This is a genomic window from Streptomyces sp. NPDC007875 (assembly GCF_042868035.1).
Classification (GTDB): domain Bacteria; phylum Actinomycetota; class Actinomycetes; order Streptomycetales; family Streptomycetaceae; genus Streptomyces; species Streptomyces antimycoticus.
Window position 1 is genome coordinate 12879 of record NZ_JBIADZ010000055.1, and the last position, 21499, is coordinate 34377.

Consider the following 21499-nt stretch of genomic DNA (forward strand, 5'->3'; position numbering starts at 1 on the left):
TCCGAGGCACCAACGCTCGCCGACCGCGTCACCCGCCCTCCAAGCCCGGAAGGTTTCCGTGCACCCCGTCTTCCCCTCACCCTCACTCTCATCCGATCGCCCGCCGGCACCGGACCCATCGCTCGATGCCCTCCGACCGCGACACGGTGAAAGTCTCCGCGAAACCACGCGCCGTGCCCGGCGTGCATTCGTTGCCGCCAACACCGTCCCTCTTGCCGTCGGCATCGCGCTGTCCTTGCTGACCGCCGTTCCCGCAGTCCATGTGTACGGGCACATCACCTTCGGCCTTGTCTGGGGCATCCTTCAATGCGGCCTCTTCGTCGCCACCGTGTGGATGTACGAGGCGCGATGCACAGCCTGCGATCCCGTCGAGCGGGCCCGGACCTCCGGCATGCCCCAGGCCGAGACGTCGGGTGCGTCCACCGTCGATGATTCCTGGCGGAAGCGGTGACCGTGCCCATCGTGAGCGCAGCTGTACTCGACCCGATCGGTTCAGACGCCAGAAACCCCGTGATCGTCGCCTTCCTGGTGTTCATCGGGCTGTCTCTCCTGTGGCTTTTCACGCTTGCCTCGGGTCAGGAACACGAGCCGGAAAGGCTCTACATCGCGGACCGGTCACTCTCTCCGGTCTTCAACGGGTTCGCCATGGCGGGCGAGCAGATCACGGTCGTCACCCTGTTGGTGACGACCGGGTTTATCGCTCTGTACGGCTACGACGGGTTCAGCATCGCCATCGACCTCATGCTCGCCCTCGGCGTACTGCTGCTCCTTGCTCAAAAAATACGCGACAGCGGACTTTACACTCTCGGTGACCTCTTCTCCCTGCGTGCCGCGGGGCGCACGTCGCGGACTGCCGCGGCCCTGGTGACACTTGCGATCACCATTCCCCTTCTCATGGTCCAACTGCGGGCCACCGGCATCAGCGTGGCCCTCCTGATCGGACGGTCGACCCATGGAACCCAAGTGGTCTGCACGGTGCTGATGGGGCTTCTCGTCGGCTTTTTCGCCGTCGTGGCAGATCTGCGGGGCACCAGCTTCATGCAGGTCGTCAAGGTGGTCGTCACCCTGATCACGCTTACGCTGATCACGCTGCTGGCCCTCAGCAGATTCGAGTGGAACCCCGGATATCTGCTCTCCGCGGCGGCGGAGAAGAGTACGTCGCCGAACGGATATCTGCGCCCCGGGCTCTGGCCGCGCACCGCGAACCTCGGATCGCTCAACGTGATCGGCGAACACATCGTCGTCATCCTCGGTACGGCCGTGCTGCCGAACCTGATCCTGCGTGTCAGTGCCTCCCGCACCGGGCGCTCGGCACGACGATCCATGAGCATTGCCTCGGGACTGGGCGCTGCCTTTGTCGTCCTCCTGAGCGCGGCGGGCTTCGCGGCCGCGGCCGTGGTGGGAGGCGACGTCATTCGAGCGGTTGACGACGTTGGGCAGGGGTCCCCGATTCTGCTGGCTTCGGAAGTACTCCCGCACGGCTCGGTGGCGCGCGTCGCGCTCATCACGGCCATGGCGTCCGCGGCCTTCCTCGCCGCACTCACAACCGTGTCAAGTGTGGCCTTCGCTGCCGCTGTCACCTTCGCGCGTGATGTGTTCGCTCAGGGCAAGGGCCCGCGCACCCGAACCGGAGAAGCGCGAGTACTGCGTCTGGCCCTCGTCGTCCTGGTCGCCGTGAGCCTGTCGCTGTCCGCAGCCATCAGCCGGTATCCGGTCGAGTCCCTGGTCATCTTCGCTCTCTGCGTTGCGGCGTCGAGTATATTCCCGGCGCTGATCTACACTTTCTTCTGGCCCAAGTTCAATCGCCGGGGGCTTCTCTGGTCCGTCTATGGGGGACTGCTGCTGTCCCTCGTGCTCACGGTCTCCTCACCGGTCGTCACCGGTACCAAGAACTCACTATGGCCGGAATTGAGTTTCAACTGGTATCCGTACTACAACGCGGGCATGGTGTCCGTGCCAGCGGCACTCTTCCTCGGGTGGATCGGCAGCCTCACCTCACCAAAGAGTTCTCAACCGGTTACCGGTGCAGTGAATACGACGGGAAGGGAAGTCGGACGGAGGAGCACAGCCCGCCCGCGGACAGCGCACGGTCGACATGCAGGCTGATTCGCCACGGTTGTGGTACCCGCAGGCTCGACGATCTCCTGCACCCGGGCGGCTTCCGCGCGGGTGCAGGAGATCGTGGACCTGGCCGTCCGCTCAGGCAGGTAGCGGCTTCGACGCGGTCTTCGGCAGTCGCGCGACGGTGATCACTCCGATGAGCGCTACGGCGAGGATCCAGTAGACGGGGCTGGTTCTGCTTCCGGTGCCGGCCACGAGGGCGGCGGCGACGAGTGGGGTGATGCCGCCGATGATCACGCCCAGGTTGTAACCGATCGCGATGCCTGAGTAGCGCACGCTTGCCGGAAACAGCTCCGTGGCCAACGGCCACGTAGGTACCTGCGCCCACCCGGTGAAGAACATGAAGACCAGATAGACGGCCCCGACGGCCCAGAGGTTGGTTGCCGCGATGAGGAGTGCGAAGACCGGCCAAGCGATGACGGCGAAGATGATGTAGGACGCCAGCAGGATGGGCTTGCGGTCGTAGCGATCCGTCAACTTGCCCGCCCAGGGATAGGTGAAGGTGGCCAGGGCGATGCACAACGCCGAGGTCCAGGCGACTCCTGTGGCGGAGAATCCTTCCTCCTGCAGGAAGATGGCGAAGTAGGCAACGCCGAAGTAGCCGGTGCCGTTGAACGCGATAGCCAGGCCCGCCACGCGGGCAACCGACAGCGGGTGGCTACGCACAGCGGCCAGCATCGGACTGCGTACGATCGCGGCCTTCTCCTTCAGCTCTTGGAATTGAGGCGACTCCTCGACCCGCAGCCGAGCCTGCAGACACACCACAGTGAGGACCAGCGAGAGGAGGAACGGGATCCGCCAGCCCCACGTTGCCATCTGGTCGGCCGGAACCAGCAGACGGACCAGCCCTACGACGCCGGCGGCCACGGCGAACCCGAGAGTGGACCCCATGGAAACCGTCGATCCGTAGAAACCCCGCTTGCCGGGCGGCGCCAGCTCGGCGATGTAGGTGGCAGCGCCACCGATCTCACCACCGGCAGCGAACCCTTGGGCGAGTCGCACGACGATGATAGCGATCGTCGCGGCGACTCCCATCTGTCCGTAGGTGGGCAGCAGACCCATCACGCCGCACGCCGCCCCCATCATCACAATCGTCGCGACGAGGGCTGTCCGGCGGCCGCGGCGGTCGCCGAGGCGACTGAAGAACCAGCCACCGAGCGGACGGATGAGGTAGGACGACGCGAACACCGCGAGCGCGGACAGGGTTGAGACCGTCGGATTCTCGCTGGGGAAGAACAACGGTCCGATGGTGAGCGTCAGAAACCCATAGACGCTGAAGTCGTAGTACTCGATCAGTGTCCCGACGCCGCCGGCCAGCGATGCGCGCCGGGCGGACCTCAAGCTGATCGTCTTTTCGGAGTGTTGTGCCGTCGTCATTGACTCTCCTTGTCACACCAGGATGGGAGGTGCGCCGTTCGGCCGCCCTCGCCGCGCGAGGTCGGCGCCGTCACGTTGTTCGGCGCGATCAGGGGGTGGGTCCTGATCGGACCCTTCCGTCGGGTCGGGCTCCGAGGCGCTGTGGCGAGGTCGACAGTCGCGGGTGCCCGGTGCTGCCTCAGGGGGCTGAAGCCCCGATCTCTCTGGATTCGAGCGACGCAGCCGTCAGGGTCTACCTCGTCGGTGACTGCTGATTCGACGACTGCGGGATGGCCATCGGATGATGGGGCGCATTGATGGAGCGCCGCCGATCGCATGCCATACCTCGTGGGTCAGCAGGAACTGCGTACGCACACACTCGATGCACTTCGCATGTGCTGACTCTGACCCGTCGTACACACACGCGCAATGCACTGATACGACTGGACTAATTCAAATTCCACAAGCATGGATGCAGAAGAGACATGGTCCGGGAGTGGCGCGCAGGAATGGAATCAAGTCAGCATTGCCGAACGACTCAAGCCGCAGGGCGGTCCGGGGAATCGGCCCAGGGCGGAAGCCCGAGATGATCTGTGGTCGTCGCGCCTGTAGCGCGCTCACCGAGTCTGCGTCGCGGCGCCGCCTTGCGCTGCTCGGATCTGTTGCCGTGTCAGGTCGGGAGCTGCATGAGTCCACCCATTGCTGTACACGCGTCAGCAGACGTAGGAGCCATGGCCAACCCATCAAGGTTCTTCGCTCATGCGACCGCTACCGTAGGTGGTTCGCGATCGCTGTGTCGTCATTCCCGCCGTACATTTCATCGATCAACGTGGCGAATGAGTTCACTACCGCGTTCCGCTTGACCTTGCCGTTCGCGGTCCGCTCGCCGCGTTCGGCCTCGAGGGGCCGAGGCAGCACACGGAAGTCCTTCAGCTGTTGGGCGCGCGCGAGGTCCGTGTTGACTCGCCCGAGCTCAGCTCGCAGGCGTTCGGACAGCGCCGTCGTAGTCAGCGCCTTGGCCTGTCCGCTCGGCTCGAGTAGCACGGTGAGGCACTTGCGCGCGTCGCCCACGACGATCGCTTCGCTGATCAGCGAGCTCTCCGTCAGCCGGGTTTCGATCGGCTGCGGATTGATCGTTTTGCCGCCGCTGATGATGATCACGTCCTTCTTTCGGCCGACGAGGCGGATCTCACCGTGCGCGGTACGCTCAATCAGGTCGCCGGTACGGAACCAACCGTCCTGCAGAACGGCATCTGTCTCCTTGGGGTTGTGCCAGTATTCGCGAAACAGCAGTGGGGCGCGGACCAGCATTTCACCATCATGCGCGACCTCGACCTGGAAGCGTGGGTCCGGGAATTTTCGACCAATATATCCCGGGCGCGGAAACGTCTGGTCGAAATGAGCAACGGGGCAGCCAGCTGTTTCGGTGAGGCCATAGCTTTCGCGGAGATCCAGCCCCCAGATCTGCCACAGTGCGATGACATTCTCGGGCGTCGCGGCAGAGGCGGTGAAAGCGACGCGCAGGCGGTCCAATCCGACGCTTGCCCGCAACGGCAGGAAGACACGGTGAAGCACTGCGGTGTATGCGATCCGCAGCAATACCGAGGGATGACCACTGGACCAACGGCGCTCGGCCATTCGGCGACCGACCCACATCGCGCCTTTGTAGGCGTACCGGCGCACCCGGGGCCAAGCCCGCGTTCGTGCGATCAGCTCGCCGGCGACCTTCTCGTAGAAGCGCGGGGGCCACAGCAGTGCCGTCGGCCGCACGGTGCGCAACGCGTCCTCGTAGTCCTCGATGCGGCAGTACGTCACCACGAGACGTGAGAGCAGCGGAGTGAAGATCAGCAGCAGCGCCGGCGCCACGTGGGCCAGCGGCAGGAAGCCGACGATGTCGTGCTCACGGCTGTCGAGTTCCGGATAGAGGCCGAGGACGGTCTGGACCGAGTGCTGAAGCGTACGGTGCGAGTGCGTGACGCCTTTCGGAGCTCCTGTGGAGCCCGACGTGTAGAAGAGAATGGCGGGGTCGTCGAGTGTCGTGGCAGCGACCATCTCGACCAGACGGTCGGATACGACGCTTGGATGCCGCGCTCCTTCTGTGCGCAGCTCCTCCCACGTTGTCCCGGTGGTTGCCTCAGGTAGCGCCGGCGGGGCGGTGTCCATGCCGACGACGAGCCGCAGCTTCGGTGCGCGGGCTGCGATCTCCGCCACCTTGTTGAGCTCCGTGGCTGTCTCGCCCATAAAGGCCACTGCCTCGCTGTGCGCCAGGATCTGCTCGATCTCGGCGGGCGAGTTGGTCGGGTAGACGCCGACCACCACGCCGCCGACACTCTGCACGGCCAGTGCGGCGAAGGCCCATTCCGGGCGTGCGCTGCTCATCACCGCGACGCGATCGCCGTGCCGCACGCCGTGCTCGACAAGGCCGAGCGCGATCTCGCGTACTCGGTCTCGGTACGTCCGCCACGTGATCGCGTGCACAACCCCATCGCGCCAGTGACGCAGCGCAACGATGTTGGGCTCGGAGCGCGCACGATCAAGCAACAGCTGCGGATGCGTCCGGATCGGTTCAAAGTTCATCAGATCCATCACACGGCCTCTCCGCGGATCCACGAGAGCTGACGAGCCGGGCCCGACGTCATCCATGTAACACCCTGCCAAGGTGGAGGAAATCACCGCGGTACCACGTCATCGGCTCGCAGAGTTCGACAACGGCCTTGATCCCGATATCGTCGCGGCGACCATCCGCATTGCCGCGATCAACGCGCTGCTCGTCCCCGCGGACGCGAGCTGACAAGAAGAGTAGTGGCTCGATCGCCCTCCGCAGCGCACCGGATCCTTCGGCATCCGACCGAGTCTGCCCAGGCCTGGACGGTCACGGACATCACCTCACCCACGACACTGCGCGAGCGTTGGCTTGGGGAGATGCTGTTCGCGGTCCTGGACGACTTCTCCCTGCGTCGGCACGCGGTCCACCCTGGACCGCCGCCGACGACGCGGTGCCAACGCTCGCCGCCAGCGGCGCGCCGGCATCCGGGCCACCCCGAAGCGCCGGGTCACCTCCCGGTCACCGGCCCCGGCCTGGATCAGGTCAGCGGCTACGAGCCGCGCCCTTGAAGACCGCTCTTCTTGTCAGATCGCGTCCGCGGGGACGAGCAGCGCGTTGATCGCGGCGGTGCGGATGGTCGTCGCGACGATGTCGGGATCGAGGCCGCTGTTGAACTGGGGTACCGCGTTGATCATCGAGAAGACGGCGTGTGTGAGAACGCGGGTCTGCGCGTCTGACAGGTCGGGCCGCAGCCGGGTGACCAGTCCGCTCCACTCTTCGGCGTAGAGGCGCATCATGCGTCGCATGCGATGGCGTTCGTCCTCGGGGACGTTGTGTTCGTTCTTCAGGAACACCAGCGTGGACGGAACGTTCTGGAGACTGCGTTTGACGTGGTAATCGATCATCTCCTCAAGTGCCTTGCGTGGATCCGTCACCTCGGCTGCCGTCTTGCGGGCATGGGCCAGCAGTTCGTCCAGCGGATCCTCGAGCACGGCGATCAGCAACGCCTGCTTGCTCGGGAAGTGCCGGTAGAGCGCGGGGCCGGTCACACCGGCACGCGCGCCGATCATCTCAGTGGTGACCGCATCGAAGGCACGCTCGTTGAACAACTCGCCGGCGACCTTGATCAGCACCTGCCGACGGGTGGCGCGGGGAGACGCGGTACGGGGGGTAGGTGAGCTCGACACACGGAAAGTCTAGTCTAGGTGAGCGGCCGATAACGTGCCATCGCGTGTTCCGCGAGCAGGTCGGCCACCGCGGTCAGACAGGCGAAGCCCAGCTCAGACGACATGCCGCGCGGATCACCGAGCACCCCGCTGGGGGCGACTGCCTTGACACCGTCAGTGAATACGCGGGCCAGCAACGCGTCATCCATGGACCCGGTGAAACCCGCGGCGGCGCGATCGTTCCTCACCGCGTCCGGCCGCACGGCCAGCATAATCGAACTTTCGGCGACGTCGGCATGTCCTCCGACGTGGTCGGCGAGGCCGGCGACGCGTTGAGCAGTATCGCGCCACGCGCGGAGGACCGCTGCCGAGTCCGCGAACGCGATGACATCCAGGTCGGCGGGAAGCCGCGCGGCGAGCTTCGGCTCGATGTCACCGAGCACCGGGTAGTTGCCGATATGCGCCGAGAAGATCAGCACCCTGCGGAAGCCGTGCCCGGCAAGGCTCGCACAGCAGTCGGCGCAGATCGCTTCGAGCGTCTCGGCCCGCAGCGAGAGCGTTCCGGCGAAGCCGAGGTGGTGCGAGGAGCAGCCGATCCGCACCGTCGGTAGCACGAGCGCGTCGCCAAGCCGCTCGGCGACAAGAACACCTAGTCGATCGGCGTGATCACTGTCGACCGACATCGGCAGGTGCGCACCGTGCTGCTCCGTGGCGCCCAACGGCAAGACCGCCGTACGCATACCGCTCGCGATGGCACTCGCGATGTCAGGCGAGGTCAAACGCTCAATCCGCAGCTCGCTCACGTGTGGTCACTCCTCCTCCTGTGCCTGCTCGGCCAGTACCTCGCGGATGCGTCACCACTCGGCGGATGGGGAGAGGCTCGCAGTCGAGGCTTCATGCACGTTAATCATAACTAACGCCTTCACCCTCCCTCAGGGCCTTGACCTGGGCTGGCCTACGCCCTACGTTATCGCCGAATAACATTTGACGGAAGGGTCGGTATGGACTTCATCCTCATGTCTGAGGGGGACACCCCGGTCGGGCTTACGCATGAGCACCGCTACCGGGAGCTGGTGGAGGAGGTTCTGCTTGCGGAGCGGGTTGGCTTCGATGCCTTCGGTAGTTCCGAGCAGCATGTTGCTCTGGGTACGGCTTCGGTCTCCGCTCCGGAGGTGCTTTACCCGTACCTGATGGCTCTGACGAGCCGGATCCGCTTCATCCACCTGGTGACGCTGCTGCCGACGCGGATGAACCATGCGCTGCGCGTCGCGGAGCGTGTGGCGACCGAGGACATCCTGTCCAACGGCCGTGTCGAGCTTGGTACCGGGCGCGGCAACACCACACTCGCCCTGCGCGCGTTTGAGGTGGACCCTTCCGAGAACAAGGCTCAGTGGCGTGAGGGCATCGAGCTGATCCGGAGCGCGTTCCTCAACGACGTGTTCTCGTACGTGGGAGAGCACTACAAGGTTCCGCCGCGCAGCCTGGTCCCCAAGCCCCTGCAGGGTCCCTACCCGCCTATTTCGGCTGCCGCCGGCAGCCCGAGCTCGGTCGAGACGGCCGCCTCGATGGGTATCGGCGCCATCATGGGCGGCCTCTATCTCGGGTTCGACCTCGTCGAGAACATGGTCAAGCTCTACGACGACACTCTCGCCGCCACCAACCACCCCTACCCGATCACGCCGCGCAAGATGGTCGCGGTCGCCGGTGGTATGCACTGCGCCGAGACCACCGCCCAGGCCCGCCTCGAGGCGAAGCCCCTGTTCGAGATGGCCAAGCTGTCCACCGACGCATATGAGCGCCTGTCGAAGCTGTCGAAGGACTACGCCTACATGGGCGCTGTCAAGGACATCGACTTCAACGACGAAGAGTACATGTTCGAACGCTCCCAGGGCTTCATGGTCGGCGACCCCGAGCACTGCATCGAACACATACAGCGATACGCCGACATGGGCGTCGACGCACTCGTCCTACGCGTCGACAGCCTGCCCCACGACCAGCTGATGCGCTCGATCGAACTCTTCGGCAAATACGTCATCCCCCACTTCAAAAACCCCCGCAACGTCGTCCGCCCCGCCGACGACGTACTCGCCGACATCCGAGCCGCACGCCCCGCCCACCAAGAAGCACTCCGCCAGTTCCACTCCCAGCACAACCCCACACACCACAAGGAGACCAGCCGATGACCGACCTCTACAACCACGGCACCGGCGACATCCTCACCGAACGCCACGACAACGGCGTCCTCCAGATCACGATCAATCGACCCGACCGGTACAACTCGCTCACCCTGCCGATGTTCGAGGAGATGAACCAGATCTGGGCCGACGTCGAGCGCGACGACCAGACCCGGGTCGTCGTCATCACCGGGGCCGGCAAAGCCTTCTGTACCGGGATGGACGTCGCTCAGCCCGATCCCACGCCCCAGGATGCGCTCGCGATGCTGGAGACCGAACGCAAGCGGGTCGCGACGATGGTGCGCATCGAGAAGCCGATCATCTCCGCGATCAACGGCCCCGCGGTCGGCTACGGGCTGTCGACCGCGCTTCTCGCCGACATCAGCATCGCCGCGGACGACGCGGTGCTGATCGAAGGCCATACCAAGGTCGGTGTGACCGCCGGCGACCACGCCGCGCTCATCTGGCCGTTGCTTGTCGGCATGGCCAAGACCAAGTACTACGTGCTCACCTCCGAGAAGCTGACGGGCGCCGAGGCCGAGCGGATCGGGCTCGTGAGCCTGTCCGTTCCCCGCGAGCAGGTGCTGCCCCGCGCGCTCGAGGTCGCGTCCCAGCTGGCCCGCGGTTCCCAGCAGGCGCTCCGTTTCACCAAGCGTGCGCTCAACGCCTGGCTCACCAACGCGATGCCCCAGCACGAGCTGTCCTCGGCACTCGAGATCCTCGACTTCGCCGGTGCCGACTACGCCGAAGCACGCCAGGCTTTCCGGGAGAAGCGCCCCGTGGACTTCCCCTCCGCTCGCACCGCCGGCGGACCGGCGAACTGAGGGAAGGCGAGCATGAGCATTGCCTCGCACAACACAGCGCCCAGCGCTGTGCACGCGTCCGACGAAGTGGACGGCGTGGTCGTACTCACCCTGAACCACCCGCCGGCGAACGCGCTCAGCAACTCGCTCGTCAGCGAGCTGACAACGACGCTGGAAACCCTCGCCGACAGCCCCGGCACCCCCGCGGTGGTCTTGACGGGAGCTGGTGAGCGCTTCTTCTGCGCGGGTGGCGACATCAAGGAAGCCATCGGTTTCGGCGCCGATTCGATGGTCGAGCGGATGGCGTCGTTTCACGCGCTGCTCTGCGCTCTGGAGGACTATCCCCGGCCGCTGGTGTGTGCGGTCAACGGCTGGTGCGTCGGTGGCGGCATCGAAATGGCACTGTTCGCCGACATGGTGTACGCGTCGACTGAGGCGCGTTTCGTCTTCCCCGAGATCAACCACGGGATGCTGCCGGCCGTGAAGGGGATCACTCGAGTGCGCGGGGTCCTGGGCGACCGCGCGGCCCGGCACCTCCTGCTGGGCGGAGAGCCCGTCGACGCGTTCGACGCGGAGCGGATGGGCATCGTCGACCAGGTGGTCGAGCAGGGCGACCTGCTCGCGATCGCGATGGCGGACGCGCGGGCGGCAGCGGCGAAACCACCTGCCGTGTTCGCGGCGCTGAAACGGGCCCTGCACTCAGGGACTTCTAGTTGGCCGGTCGAAGAGCAGCTCCGCGTCACGGTCGCCGACGCGCGCACGGTCTTCAACGACCCTGCCGCCCGAGCCGCCCGCGAGGGATATCATGGTTGATCGATTTCAAGGGCTGGACCCGGACGCCTTCCGCTCGGCGTTGGCCCGCTTCCCTTCAGGCGTGACGATCGTGACGACGCGAAGCGCGTCAGGCACGCTGCACGGGTTCACCGCGAGTTCCTTCGCGGCGCTGTCGCTCGATCCGCCGCTCGTCCTGGTGTGCCTGGACCGAGGAGCGGACTGCTCCCCCATCTTCATGGCGGCCGAGCGGTTCATCGTCAACATCGTGACTCCCGCGCACGCCGAGTTGGCGATCAAGTTCGCGACAAAGGGCGAAAACAAGTTCGCGAACGGAGCCTTCGAATTCGACGAAAGCGGTCACCCGCTACTGCCCGATGCGGCGGCAGTCATCCATTGTGAACTGGAGCACGTCGCACCCGGCGGAGATCACGTCATCCTCATCGGCCGGGTACACGACGCGCGGACAGGTAGCGGCAAGCCGGTGACGTGGTACCGAGGTGGCTTCCTGCACCTCGGGGAGAGTGCCGCATGAATCTCATCGGGCCCGGGCTTGTCGGCTCTGGAAGAGAGGCCGTGTCATGGATCTGACCAGTTTCGAGCCAACCCGGACGCTACCGGGGCTGCTGCTCGATCGCGCGAACAGGGAACCCGACGCCGTCGCGCTGCGCTACTGGCGTGACGGGGTTATGCAGACGATCACGTGGCGGACGTACCGGGATCGCGTGCAAGATCTCGCGCTCGGCCTTGTCGCGCAAGGTGTGCGGCACGGCGATCGCGTCGCGGTGATGAGCAGCGCACGCCCGGAGTGGGTGTTCGCCGCGCTGGCCGTGCAGAGTGTCGGCGGCGTCGTGATCGGCGTCTATCCGACCAACTCACCTGCCGAGATCGAGCAACTCCTCGTACACAGCGAGGCCGTCGCCTTCATCGGCGAGACGACGACGGAGCTCAGCAAGGTGGCGAAGGTCGCCGCACACACACCGAAGCTGCGGCTCGTGGTCGGAATCGACGCCACTCCGCCGGAGCTACCCGAGGTGATCAGAGGGACACCGTGGGAAGCGCTGTGCGAAGAAGGAACACAGTACGCCGACGACAGCGCCGATCCTCTGTCCGAGCTGGTCGCCGGCGGCTCCCTCGACGATGCCGCCGTGCTGTTCTACACGTCGGGATCCACGGGAGCTCCGAAAGGCGTCACCCACTCGCACCGCACGCTTCAGCACGCGGTTCAGACCTTCGTCGGCCTCTACCCGCAGCTCCTCCGCCACGAGCACGATGCCGTGGGCTTCCTGCCGTTGGCCCACGTGGCGCCGGCGTTGGTGTCGGTGTTCGCGCCGCTGCTCTCACGGCTGATGGTCACATACTGCCGCATTGGTGACTACGAAGACGTGTTGCGTTCGGTGCGGCCGACGGCGGTGCTCTGGCCGCCGAGGTTCTACGAGAAGATCGCCGGCGAACTGATCGCACAGACGGAGGTCTGGCCGCGACTTCGTCGCTACGCCTATGGCGCCGCCATGTGGGCCGGCCGCAGAGTAGCCGAACGCCGTTGGTCCCATCGCCGGCCCTCGGTACCGCTGCGGATCGCGTACGCTGCCGCACTTCGTTGGGTGTTCTTGCCACTGCGGGCAACCGTCGGAATGGATCGCATCCGGGTTGCCTACACCGCGTCTGCCGCGATGCCCGAAAGTGTCATCGCGATTTGGCAGATCTGGGGGCTCGATCTTCGCGAGAACTACGGTCTCACCGAGACCGCCGGGTGTCCCATAGCTCATTTCAACCATCCGTTCCCCCGTCCGGGCTTCATCGGCAGGAAATTCCCGGACCCACGGTTCCAGGTGAAAGTCGCGGACGATGGCGAAATGCTGCTCCGCGCGCCGTTGCTCTTCGACGGATACTGGCGCAACCCGGCGGAGACCGAGGCTGCTTACCAGGATGGTTGGTTCCGCACCGGTGACCTGATAGAGCGCACACCCCGCGGCGACATCCGGCTCATCGGCCGGAAGAAGGACGTGATCATCACCCGAGGCGGCAAAACGATCAATCCTCAGCCCATCGAAACCCGGTTGAAGGAGAGCTCGCTGATCAACGAAGCGATCGTCGTCGGCGACGCCCGTAAGTACCTCACCGTCCTGTTCGAGCCGAGCACAACCGCAGCCGCCCGGTCGGCAGAGGTGCTGGCCGAACGCCTGCGAGCGGAGGTCGCTCGGGTCAACGCGGACCTCGCGCGGGTAGAGCAGTTGAAGGACTTCCGCGTTCTGCCGCGGTCCCTGGAAGTCGAGCGCGGCGAGCGGACTGCGAACGGCAAGATCAAGCGCAATGCCGTCGTGAGCTCGTTCGCAACGTTGATCGACGACATGTACGGCGCGAACGACGACGCGGCGATCGCGAACCACGTGCGCTCAAGGTCGAACTAGGCGGTTGATCACGTGAAGATCGCGTGAACTGAGGTCGGTCCGCAGGCGTGGGAGGAGGGCGTTCAAGGTTGACGTGTGAACGAAGAACTGCACACCCTTCTGGTGGCACTCTACGTGTTGCTCAACGATCACGTCGCCCTATCCCGTGCCTGCCGTGGCCGTCAGCTGTTGTTGTCCGCCACCCCTGTGCCCTGCGGCATGTCGCGGGAAACGGTCAAGCGCTCGGAGCTGGCAGGGCACACCGACAACGGCTACTACGCCGCCGGGCCGCAGGCTCAGTCGTGAATGCCGTGTCCGCCCGAGTGTGCGGCTATAGGTGGAGCCATGCCGATCCCTGACCTGACGCTGCAGCAGCTTCGCGCAGTCCGGGCACTCGCCGCATCCGGCAGTTTCACGAAAGCAGCCGCGGCGGAGCACATCTCTCAGTCAGTCCTCAGCAGAAGGATCAAGGAAGTCGAGCGTCTCCTGCGAGTGCGGTTGTTCGACCGCACCACTCGGCAACTCGACATCACGGCCGCAGGGCAGGCCTTTCTGCTCATGACGGGCGCCGTCCTCGACGACATGGACATGCGACTGAGCCGCTTCATGTCATACGTAGCGGCTCAGTCCGGAACCATCGCCGTAGCCGCGCTTCCGTCGCTCGCGGCGGGGGTGCTGCCGGACATGATGCGCGGCTTCATGCTGGATCACCCCGAGGTGGAGTTCGAGATCATCGACGGGGCCGCGGATGAAGTTGTCGAACGCCTCGGAAGTGGGACTGTCGAACTCGGCTTGACCGCCCATGGTGACCTGCCGGACGGCTTCTGCTTCACACCACTGCTGCAGGAACAGTTCTACGGCGTCGCGCACCACAGCCATCCTTGGTCAGCGCAGAGCTCCATCTCGTGGTCGGACTTCAACGGTGAGACCGTGGTCGCAACGCGGCCCGGAACCAGCATCCGAGCGATCACTGACGCTGCGTTCAGCAAGTACTCGATCTCGGTGAGCCACCACTTCAATGCCTGTAGCGCGGCGACGATCCGTGGGCTGCTACGGGCCGGCGTGGGCGTGGCAGCTTTGCCGGCCTTGGAGTTGCAGGGTTTCGGCCTGGATGGTCTCGTGGCGGTACCCGTGGATTCTCCGGGAGCAACCAGGGTCATCGGCGTGATGTACCACTGCTCTCAGGACCTCTCGCCCGTCGCGGCTCGCTTTTTGGATTTCATGCGCGCCACCGAGATCGATCCCCCACGAGGAGTCTCCCGCGTTCACGGGGGCTACACCGGCGAACCAGACACATCGAGCCACGCGGGGGCGCAGCCCGCAGAATGAGGTCGGCGATCGTCTCGGGCCGGATGGTTCGAGCAGGCCGCCGGGTAGCTGTCGCCGTCGGACTTGTGCCGCTCGAAAAGTCATCGCCGCAGGTGAGCGGGGTGCGGTCAGTTCGCTGGGATTACGCCTCGCATGATCGTGTCCTTGCTGTACAAGGTGACCCGGAAGCTGCTGACGGTTCCATCGGTACTCCTCCGCCGTGGGACGGCGAAGGACGCGGAACTGCTGGTGCTGCGGCACGAGAACGCGGTCCTGCGGCGCCAGTTGCCCGGACCGGTCCGCTATGAGCCCGCCGACCGGTTCTGGCTCGCCGCCCTGTCCGGACTGATACCCCGGCGCCACTGGCTCAAGGTCTTCCCGGTCACCCCCGGCACCGTGCTCGCCTGGCACCGCAGGTTCATCGCCACGCAATGGGACCACACCACGCGCCGTGGCACCGGACGCCCGCCCACCCCCGCAGCGGTCAAGAAGCTCGTCCTGCGGTTGGCCAGGGAGAATCCGAGTCGGGGACACCAGCGGATCCAAGGGGAGTTGACCCGACTCGGGCATCGGATCGCCGCTTCGCCGGTCTGGGAGATCCATAACGCGGCCGGTATCGACCCTGCGCCACGTCGCTCAGGCCCCACGTGGCACGAGTTCCTGACCACGCAAGCCGAGGGCATCATCGCGGCAGACTTCTTCCACCTCGACACCGCCCACGGCAGGCGGTTGTATGCGCTGGTGTTCCTCGAGCAAGCCACCCGGCGACCGCACATCACCGGGTCACCGCCCGCCCGACGCGGGACTGGGCGGTGCAGCAGGCGCGGAATCTCACCGCCGACCTGGGCATACGCAGACAGACCCTGCGCTTCCCGCTGCGCGACCGCGATGGCAAGTACGGCGAGGTGTTCGATGCCGTCTTCCGGGCCGAGGAGATGGAGATTTTCAACAGTGCGCCACAGGCTCCCCGTATGAACGCGCACTGCGAACGCATCATCGGCAGCATCCGACGCGAAGCCCTCGACCACGTCCTCATCATGAACGAGGCCCACGCCCGCCACGTCCTCGCGGCCTATGAGCGGCACTACAACGAGCACCGCACAGGGAACTTCGCCCGGCTGTAGCCGGGCACATCGTCCTCGGGCGCGACGGTCAGCGCACCCAGCTCTGCCCGGGCCTCCTCAGCGGTCGGGGCTCCGGGATCTCCGTCGTCGATACGGGAGTGGCGGTGGAAGACGCGGTGCCCGGTGTGCTCGGTGCAGCCCAGCCCGAGGGTGCGGAGCCTACGAGGCCGGCGGTTGCCAGCGTGGCGGTCGCCGCAGCGGCCCAGCGACGAATCATCATGACCGTCACGTGGCCCGCCCTGCGGGGCCAAACGCTCAATTCCCGGAGGTGTCACCCAAAGTGGATACGCGGCAGCGAGGCTCCAGCTGCCCTCGAGCACACAGGCATATCAACCGGAGACCCCCCGCGCCGACCTCCTACTGCACGCCCCTCCCTGCATCCGGTTGCCCCGAAATTCGAACAAGTGATCCAATGCGAGGCATGGGCCAGCACGACTTCCCCCTCGACCTCATTGTTCTGTCGCACTCAAAGTTGAGCGTTCTCACTGAAGATTGAGCAGCTGAGCGCGTCGAACTCGGCAAGGGAAAGATTCGCTCATAGCTTGTCTGTGATATTTGCCGTGACCCGCTGCTATATATCCGCAGGTGGCTGTGTGAAGAGGTCCCAGGGCGCGGATGGTGTGCCATCGGGGTCCAGTCCGTACGGCCACGGGTCTCCGTTCTCCCGCCTCGCGTCGAGATCGATCATGGAGGCGGCGTAGCCGGCGTCGGCGTTTCGCCGGGCGAACTGCTCGGTCTCGGGCCAGGCCCTGGTCTCCTCCCGTATCAGGTCGAGTTGGTTCTGGGCGTCGATGTAGATGGCGAGATCGTTCAGGGCGTCGGCGTAGTCGGCGAGAACGTTCGGGACGTCGGTGTCGGTGGCTTGCCGGGCAAGCTGTTCGACCTCGTCCTGACGCCGGACGAACTGTTCCAGCTTGTCTTGGTCCTCGACTAACTGTCGCCAGCGGGCGAGAGAGTTCGGGGCCGAGGCGTCGCCGGCGTCGGCGGCTTGTCGGACGAGTTGTTCGGCCCCGTCCCGGTCCCCAGCCTTCTCCCGTACCAGGGCGAGACTGATCAGGGCGCTGGTGCTGCCGGCATCTGCGGCCTTCTGCCAGAGGTGGTAAGCCCAGCGGTCGCGGCGGCGGTTGGCGGCGGCCTCGGCGAGTTTGGCGAGGCCGTCGGGGTGGGTGAGGCGGTCGTGTGCGGCCTGCCAGAAGGAGGCCGGGGGGCACAGCATCGCGCGCTGGTTGAGGCCATGCTGTTCGAGGTAGTCGGCCAGCCGGTAGGCCGGTTGGTCCGGCGCGGCTCCTGTCGGAGCGCTGCGGGTGCGGGGGCGGATGCGGCGCAGGGGGGCGAGGTTACCGTGGACGGCATCGGTGCTGCTGGCGAGGGCTTGTTCAAGCCAGTTGTCGGCGAGGGTGTCGTACTCGTCGTCGGTGAAGTAGTCCGCCGCTGCGTGTTCGAGGAAGGCCTGGGGCAGGTGGAGGCCGGCTCCGAGGCGACGGGCGTCCATGGCCGCGTGCAGCAGGGCCCGGGTCGGCGGCGCGGCGGTCTTGTAGCGGTGCAGCAGTTCCGGAGCCCCTGCCAGGTACTGCGTCAGCCGCCCGTCACGCGCGTGCTCCAGAGCGTGCGCGAGCTGCCGGTCACCTGCCTCCGCCTGGGCTCTGGTGGCGTCTGTGGCGGCGGTATCGAAGCTGTCGGGCAGGGTGATCCGCCGTATGGCCAAAAGCTCCCGCACCTGGGGGTACGGATCTTCCTGGCTGGGTTGGGGGAGTTTGGTGTAGGCGTTGGCGTACTCGGGCCACAGCGTGCCCAGGACCAAGACGGGCGCACGTTTCAGGTCGGTGAGCAGGGAGTGCACAGCGGCGGTGATGCGTTCGCCGAGTCCTTGGCCGGCGCCGAGATAATGCTGAGCCTCGTTGAGCCAGACCACGGTGCGAGGAGCGACGCGCGCGAGGTCGGCGAGCGCCGCTTCAGCGCGGGTGGGGTCGAAGGGGTGCCACAGCCTCCACCCCAAAGGGGCGAGCGGCTGGACGGCCTCCCAGCAGGCGCGGGTCTTGCCCGTCGAGGACGAGCCCACCAACACCGCCATCCGACTGTGCCCGTTCGCGGCGGCAGCAACGAGGTCAGCCAGTTCCCCATCGTGTGGGCGGGACACATAGCCCGGCAGCACAGAGGCCACATGGCCCCGCCCCTGCGGGCCACCCGCCCAGCTGCGTTCCTCGTCGGCGGGGGCGTACACGGCCGGGTGGACTTCCAAATCGTGAGGGTCCCAGTCACCGATCGGTCGGCCCACCGCGCCGTCAGGGCTTTCGACTGGCCCGGAGGCGGTGGCCAGCAGATCCAGTAGAGACCGGACCTCCTTGCCGAGACCGAGGGCACGGGCCAGCCCGGCCACGGTCTGCGCCGACGGCGCGGGCGCGGAGTCACTGAGCGCCTGATTTACGACTGTGCGGCCCAGACCGGCGCGACGAGCCAGCTGCACCTGGGTCCCGCCCCACGCGGCATGACCAGCCTTCAGCCGGGCGCGCAGCTCCGCGAGCGCATCCGCTGGATCCCGGAAACGGTCCGTATCCACACAGCCCCCTGCCCGTGCCGCTGTTCGTCGTTGTTCATCTTCGACCGCCCGCACCACGGCGAACACCCGCTCCGCGAGATTCGGTATCAGACCGACGCCCGTCGCACCGGAGATGAACTGACGCCATGACCGAACGTAACGCCGTGATCCTGCTCGCCTGCGCCCTGACTCTCGTGATTGCCGCCCTCGTCGGGGCCGGGGCTGGCTATCTCGCCCGTCGCGACCATGCCACCTACCCCACCGCCCTTACCCGCGCGGCCACCGCCTTCTCCACGACCCTCACTCTGGCTGCCGCCATCGCCACCGCTCTGGCCTCACTGGTCAACTAGCAACAGCTTGGACGGCAGTACAGAGAGCCGAAGCCAGGATGGACCAGTGGCAGGCACTGGGCCTTCGCCAACGGCCCTTCCAGCCGACCGGGCTGTAGGAGAGGCTCAGCGACAACCCCGTCCCCTAGCTTCAGGTCAGTTGCCCTGTCGCATTGGCCGTTCCTGCGCTCCTTCACCCACGGGCAGGTGAAGCAACTGCACGCCGTGGCCCGGCCGGCCCTCTGACGCTCCCTGGCCCAAACGGGCCCGAGACCTGTGGACAAAGTGGAAGAGCTGGGCAGACCAGCGGCCACCCCTTGCGAATCCGCAACTCAGCCCCAACACGGCCTGCACGACCCCGAAACGATCAACCGGGAATCAAGCCGGTGGAACCGGGATGAGTCAGCGCACCGGGCAAGGGGGGTTCTCACAGTACCTGTATCACCAGGGTCTCCCAGACGTCCAAAACGCCTGTCAACCTGGTTGAGTCGAAAGCGCCGACAACACTCCATGGACAGGCACTGCAGCTTTATCCCCATCAGTTCAATTCAACTGCCCCGAATGCGCGACCGTGTCGGCGCATTCTTCCACGACAGAAGGGACGGAGACCAATGGCGGACAACCAATTCACCACTCACGCAGAACTTTTCGATCTGAGTGGGAAGTACGCCCTTGTCACTGGCGGCACCAGGGGCATTGGGATGATGATAGCGCGCGGCCTTCTCCAGGCGGGCGCCCGCGTCGTCATCAGCTCACGCAAGGCAGACACGTGCGCGGAGGCACAGCGTCTACTGTCCGAATTCGGCGACGTTCAAGCAATCCCCGCCGACCTGTCCAGGCACGACGAGTGTCAGCGCCTCGCTGATCTTGTCAAGGTCGACTCGGAACGCCTGGACATCCTTGTCAACAACGCGGGAGCGATGTGGCGCGAGCCGCTAGCGACGTTCCCGGACGAGGCGTGGGACGCAGTGATCGACCTCAACCTCAAGTCGCCGTTCTGGCTGGTGCAGGCGCTGCTCCCCGCACTTCGCAGGGCGGGCACCGCCGATGATCCCGCGCGGATCATTAACATCGGCAGTATCGCCGCCATCCACGTCGCCCAGTCGCCCAACTACTCGTACGCCAGCAGCAAAGCGGCACTCCATCAACTCACCAGAGTGCTTGCCAGAGAGCTGGGCCCACAGCACGTCACGGTGAACGCGGTAGCACCGGGAGTGTTCCCGTCGCAGATGATGGCGTCCACGCTCGATACCATCGGCGACACGATCGCGGCGGCGGCCCCTCTGCGCCGACTCGGCCGCGACGACGACATGGCGGGTATCGCCGTGTTTCTCGCTAGCCGGGCTGGGTCCTACCTCACGGGCACCATCATCCCGGTAGACGGCGGCATCGCGACGACCGCATCGGGTACCCCTTAGACTGCGGGACGGGCTTACGGTGAGGGGAGGGCCACGATGGATCTACGCACCGAGATCCGGGAGTTTCTCAGCTCGCGTCGCGCCCGCATCGCACCCGAGCAGGCGGGCCTGCCCGCTTACGGCGGCAACCGTCGGGTCAAAGGTCTGCGCCGCGAGGAGGTAGCGCTACTGGCGGGGGTATCGGTCGACTACTACGTGCGCATGGAGCGCGGCAGCCTCGCCGGTGCCTCCGATGGCGTGCTCGACGCGTTGGCCTCTGCCTTGCAACTCGACGAGGCCGAGCGCGACCACCTGTTCCACCTCGCGCGCCAATCCAGAGCGCCCAGCGGCCCACGCCGGCGTAGGCCTGCCGTGACGGTGCGCTCGACGCTGCAGCAGGTGCTCGACGCGATCTCCGATGCGCCGGCCTGGATCGGCAACGGCCGCTATGACGTGCTCGCCATGAATCCACTCGCTCGCGCGCTGTATTCACCGGTGCTGGCCGACCCGCGACGGCCCGCGAACACAGCGCGGTTCGTCTATCTAAACCCCGAGGCGGCCAGAGATTTCTTTGTCGACTACGACCAAATTGCCGGTGACGCGGCCGCGAAGCTACGCATGGAAGCCGGCCGCAATCCGCACGACGAAGCGCTGATCGCCCTAGTCGGCGAACTGTCAACGTGCAGTGAGCTATTTCGGCAGCGGTGGGCATCTCAGGACGTGCGGCTGCAGCGGTCCGGCCGCAAGCGTGTGCGCCACCCGGTCGTGGGCCAGCTCGACTTGGACGTCGAATCCCTGGAACTGCCCACCGAACCCGGCCTGCGCCTCAACGTCTACACCGCACCCGCGGGCACACCGACCGCTGACAATTTAGCGCTCCTGGCGTCGTGGGCGGCCACCCAACAGACGCTGGCGACCGAGCTCGAAGCACACAACGAATAGTCCAACCCCTTCAGGGGTACTACTGATCTTTTCGTAAGTTCGGTGGGTGTGGTGGGTGGATGGTCAGACCGGTATGGGCGAGGTATGACCATGGCAGTCGGGGGTTGGCGTTGATGCGGTGGATGCCTTGCTCGGTGGCGTCGGCGACATCGGCGAGGTGGTCGCCGGCGAGGTTGGCGAGTTCACGCTTCTTGAGCGAGGACCACAGCAGTTCCACCGGGTTCAGCTCGGGAGCGTAGGCGGGTAATCGTTCCAGGGTGAGCCAGTCCTGTTCGGCGACCCAGGCCCGCATCGCCCGGCTCCAGTGGGCAGACAGGCCGTCCCAGACCAGGACCACTCGCTCGCCGCGGTAGAACACCTTCACCTGCCTTCAGGCGGTGCCGCAGGAGCGGAGTCCGCCCTCGGGGCGAGTAGGTGCGGCGGATCTGAGGGAGCAGGGAGCCACCTGATTCGTCGAGGAAGACGATCCAGGCACGTGTGTTCACGGCCCCTTTTTGATGCGCGGCCACTCGTGCGCGATCCAGCGGGCAATCTCCG

At 66.0% G+C, this 21499-nt stretch carries 18 protein-coding genes and 1 pseudogene; 13 read left to right on the top strand and 6 right to left on the bottom strand.

Annotated features, from left to right (window positions below; translation table 11 throughout):
• Nucleotides 1-462 precede the first annotated feature (462 nt).
• Complete coding sequence (locus tag ACFYOY_RS47505; protein WP_388594242.1) at nt 463-2106, top strand: transporter; 1644 nt, start codon at nt 463-465, stop codon at nt 2104-2106.
• A 93-nt stretch (nt 2107-2199) separates the two neighbouring features.
• Here ACFYOY_RS47505 and ACFYOY_RS47510 read toward each other — a convergent pair whose 3' ends face one another.
• Both ACFYOY_RS47510 and ACFYOY_RS47515 read right to left on the bottom strand, forming a co-directional pair.
• A complete protein-coding gene (locus ACFYOY_RS47510; RefSeq protein WP_351906179.1) occupies nt 2200-3498 on the bottom strand; it encodes an MFS transporter in 1299 nt (432 codons plus the stop codon).
• Between the two features lie 747 nt (nt 3499-4245).
• On the bottom strand, nt 4246-6063 hold the full coding sequence (locus tag ACFYOY_RS47515) for an AMP-dependent synthetase/ligase (protein WP_388594246.1): 1818 nt from the start codon (nt 6061-6063) through the stop codon (nt 4246-4248).
• 73 nt (nt 6064-6136) lie between these two features.
• Here ACFYOY_RS47515 and ACFYOY_RS47520 point away from each other — a divergent pair, with 73 nt between their 5' ends.
• The gene (locus ACFYOY_RS47520) at nt 6137-6268 is read left to right on the top strand and encodes a hypothetical protein (RefSeq protein WP_351906173.1); all 132 of its coding nucleotides are present in this window, start codon (nt 6137-6139) and stop codon (nt 6266-6268) included.
• Nucleotides 6269-6606: 338 nt separating this feature from the next.
• On the opposite strand, the gene ACFYOY_RS47525 is transcribed toward ACFYOY_RS47520, so the two are convergent.
• Both ACFYOY_RS47525 and ACFYOY_RS47530 read right to left on the bottom strand, forming a co-directional pair.
• Complete coding sequence (locus tag ACFYOY_RS47525) at nt 6607-7155, bottom strand: TetR/AcrR family transcriptional regulator (protein ID WP_351906170.1); 549 nt, start codon at nt 7153-7155, stop codon at nt 6607-6609.
• 68 nt (nt 7156-7223) lie between these two features.
• On the bottom strand, nt 7224-7991 hold the full coding sequence (locus tag ACFYOY_RS47530) for a creatininase family protein (protein ID WP_351906167.1): 768 nt from the start codon (nt 7989-7991) through the stop codon (nt 7224-7226).
• 198 nt (nt 7992-8189) lie between these two features.
• On the opposite strand from ACFYOY_RS47530, the gene ACFYOY_RS47535 reads away from it, so the two are divergent.
• From ACFYOY_RS47535 to ACFYOY_RS47570, 8 genes and pseudogenes are all read left to right on the top strand, one after another.
• Nucleotides 8190-9371 (top strand): LLM class flavin-dependent oxidoreductase, encoded by a 1182-nt coding sequence (locus tag ACFYOY_RS47535; RefSeq protein WP_388594249.1) that lies wholly within the window; start codon nt 8190-8192, stop codon nt 9369-9371.
• Complete coding sequence (locus tag ACFYOY_RS47540; RefSeq protein WP_351906303.1) at nt 9368-10186, top strand: enoyl-CoA hydratase/isomerase family protein; 819 nt, start codon at nt 9368-9370, stop codon at nt 10184-10186. The genes ACFYOY_RS47535 and ACFYOY_RS47540 overlap by 4 nt, the downstream gene beginning before the upstream one ends.
• Before the next feature lie 12 nt (nt 10187-10198).
• Nucleotides 10199-10978, top strand: a complete 780-nt coding sequence (locus ACFYOY_RS47545) for an enoyl-CoA hydratase/isomerase family protein (protein ID WP_351906306.1) — start codon at nt 10199-10201, stop codon at nt 10976-10978.
• A complete protein-coding gene (locus ACFYOY_RS47550) occupies nt 10971-11471 on the top strand; it encodes a flavin reductase family protein (protein ID WP_351906309.1) in 501 nt (166 codons plus the stop codon). The genes ACFYOY_RS47545 and ACFYOY_RS47550 overlap by 8 nt, the downstream gene beginning before the upstream one ends.
• A 46-nt stretch (nt 11472-11517) precedes the next feature.
• Entirely contained in the window at nt 11518-13347 is a 1830-nt protein-coding gene (locus ACFYOY_RS47555; RefSeq protein ID WP_351906312.1) for an AMP-binding protein, read from the top strand.
• A gap of 75 nt (nt 13348-13422) precedes the next feature.
• Nucleotides 13423-13632 (top strand): hypothetical protein, encoded by a 210-nt coding sequence (locus ACFYOY_RS47560; RefSeq protein ID WP_388594254.1) that lies wholly within the window; start codon nt 13423-13425, stop codon nt 13630-13632.
• Between the two features lie 39 nt (nt 13633-13671).
• Entirely contained in the window at nt 13672-14655 is a 984-nt protein-coding gene (locus tag ACFYOY_RS47565; protein ID WP_388594257.1) for a LysR family transcriptional regulator, read from the top strand.
• Nucleotides 14656-14787: 132 nt separating this feature from the next.
• Nucleotides 14788-15734, top strand: a pseudogene (locus ACFYOY_RS47570) (integrase core domain-containing protein); the annotation flags it as partial.
• A gap of 595 nt (nt 15735-16329) precedes the next feature.
• On the opposite strand, the gene ACFYOY_RS47575 reads toward ACFYOY_RS47570, so the two are convergent.
• Entirely contained in the window at nt 16330-18315 is a 1986-nt protein-coding gene (locus tag ACFYOY_RS47575) for a hypothetical protein (RefSeq protein ID WP_388594260.1), read from the bottom strand.
• 125 nt (nt 18316-18440) lie between these two features.
• On the opposite strand from ACFYOY_RS47575, the gene ACFYOY_RS47580 reads away from it, so the two are divergent.
• The 3 genes from ACFYOY_RS47580 (at nt 18441) to ACFYOY_RS47590 (ending at nt 20962) form a co-directional block, all read left to right on the top strand.
• Nucleotides 18441-18644, top strand: a complete 204-nt coding sequence (locus ACFYOY_RS47580) for a hypothetical protein (protein WP_093470676.1) — start codon at nt 18441-18443, stop codon at nt 18642-18644.
• Nucleotides 18645-19234: 590 nt separating this feature from the next.
• Entirely contained in the window at nt 19235-20041 is an 807-nt protein-coding gene (locus ACFYOY_RS47585) for an SDR family oxidoreductase (protein WP_388594262.1), read from the top strand.
• Nucleotides 20042-20077: 36 nt separating this feature from the next.
• Nucleotides 20078-20962, top strand: a complete 885-nt coding sequence (locus tag ACFYOY_RS47590; RefSeq protein WP_351906328.1) for a helix-turn-helix transcriptional regulator — start codon at nt 20078-20080, stop codon at nt 20960-20962.
• A 19-nt stretch (nt 20963-20981) separates the two neighbouring features.
• Here the strand turns inward: ACFYOY_RS47590 and ACFYOY_RS47595 are convergent, their stop codons facing one another.
• Nucleotides 20982-21320, bottom strand: coding sequence for a transposase (locus tag ACFYOY_RS47595; protein ID WP_388594265.1), 339 nt, complete (start codon nt 21318-21320; stop codon nt 20982-20984).
• Nucleotides 21321-21499 lie beyond the last annotated feature (179 nt).

What these genes read in the sequence shown, in the direction of transcription:
- ACFYOY_RS47515 (WP_388594246.1), bottom strand. Translation starts at nt 6,063, where the DNA reads ATGGATCTGATGAACTTTGAACCGATCCGGACGCATCCGCAGCTGTTG.
- ACFYOY_RS47535 (WP_388594249.1), top strand. Translation starts at nt 8,190, where the DNA reads ATGGACTTCATCCTCATGTCTGAGGGGGACACCCCGGTCGGGCTTACG.
- ACFYOY_RS47550 (WP_351906309.1), top strand. Translation starts at nt 10,971, where the DNA reads ATGGTTGATCGATTTCAAGGGCTGGACCCGGACGCCTTCCGCTCGGCG.
- ACFYOY_RS47590 (WP_351906328.1), top strand. Translation starts at nt 20,078, where the DNA reads ATGGATCTACGCACCGAGATCCGGGAGTTTCTCAGCTCGCGTCGCGCC.
- ACFYOY_RS47555 (WP_351906312.1), top strand. Translation starts at nt 11,518, where the DNA reads ATGGATCTGACCAGTTTCGAGCCAACCCGGACGCTACCGGGGCTGCTG.
- ACFYOY_RS47510 (WP_351906179.1), bottom strand. Translation starts at nt 3,498, where the DNA reads ATGACGACGGCACAACACTCCGAAAAGACGATCAGCTTGAGGTCCGCC.
- ACFYOY_RS47545 (WP_351906306.1), top strand. Translation starts at nt 10,199, where the DNA reads ATGAGCATTGCCTCGCACAACACAGCGCCCAGCGCTGTGCACGCGTCC.
- ACFYOY_RS47580 (WP_093470676.1), top strand. Translation starts at nt 18,441, where the DNA reads ATGACCGAACGTAACGCCGTGATCCTGCTCGCCTGCGCCCTGACTCTC.
- ACFYOY_RS47585 (WP_388594262.1), top strand. Translation starts at nt 19,235, where the DNA reads ATGGCGGACAACCAATTCACCACTCACGCAGAACTTTTCGATCTGAGT.
- ACFYOY_RS47540 (WP_351906303.1), top strand. Translation starts at nt 9,368, where the DNA reads ATGACCGACCTCTACAACCACGGCACCGGCGACATCCTCACCGAACGC.
- ACFYOY_RS47565 (WP_388594257.1), top strand. Translation starts at nt 13,672, where the DNA reads ATGCCGATCCCTGACCTGACGCTGCAGCAGCTTCGCGCAGTCCGGGCA.